Genomic DNA, 380 nt, shown 5'->3' with positions numbered 1-380 from the left:
GCCGAGTTCGAGATGGGATCGGGTTCTGGGCACACCGCTCAGGCCACCAGACCGGCCAAGCACAGGTTCTTTTGGGACGTTCGCTGTCGCAGGGTTCGGCGACGGCGGGAGCCCCGTTCTGTTCGGCAAGCAGGTTCGGGCGACGGTCCGCGTGTTGCGGGCCGGGCCTGGTCTTGTGTTGCGACCGCTGTGCCGATCCTGGCGGATCGGTGCCGATCCTGCTGGGATCGGGTATGGCGGCGATGGATCACGAGAGACGATCAAGTCTGTCGGGCGATTAGTACCGGTCAGCTCAGCGCGTTGCCGCGCTTGCACTTCCGGCCTATCGACGTGGTCGTCTTCCACGGCCCTCAAGGGAGACCTCGTTTCGAGGGGGGTTT

At 65.0% G+C, this 380-nt stretch carries 1 rRNA gene; it reads right to left on the bottom strand.

Going from position 1 to position 380, the window contains the following annotated elements:
* Positions 1-256: 256 nt before the first annotated feature.
* Positions 257-380: ribosomal RNA gene (locus MFF56_RS31980) — 23S ribosomal RNA — on the bottom strand; the annotation flags it as partial.

Origin of the sequence: Methylobacterium hispanicum (genome assembly GCF_022179285.1) — a bacterium.
GTDB classification, from domain to species: domain Bacteria; phylum Pseudomonadota; class Alphaproteobacteria; order Rhizobiales; family Beijerinckiaceae; genus Methylobacterium; species Methylobacterium hispanicum.
Note: the sequence above shows the minus strand (reverse complement) of the source record. Positions and strands in the feature narration are given on the sequence as shown.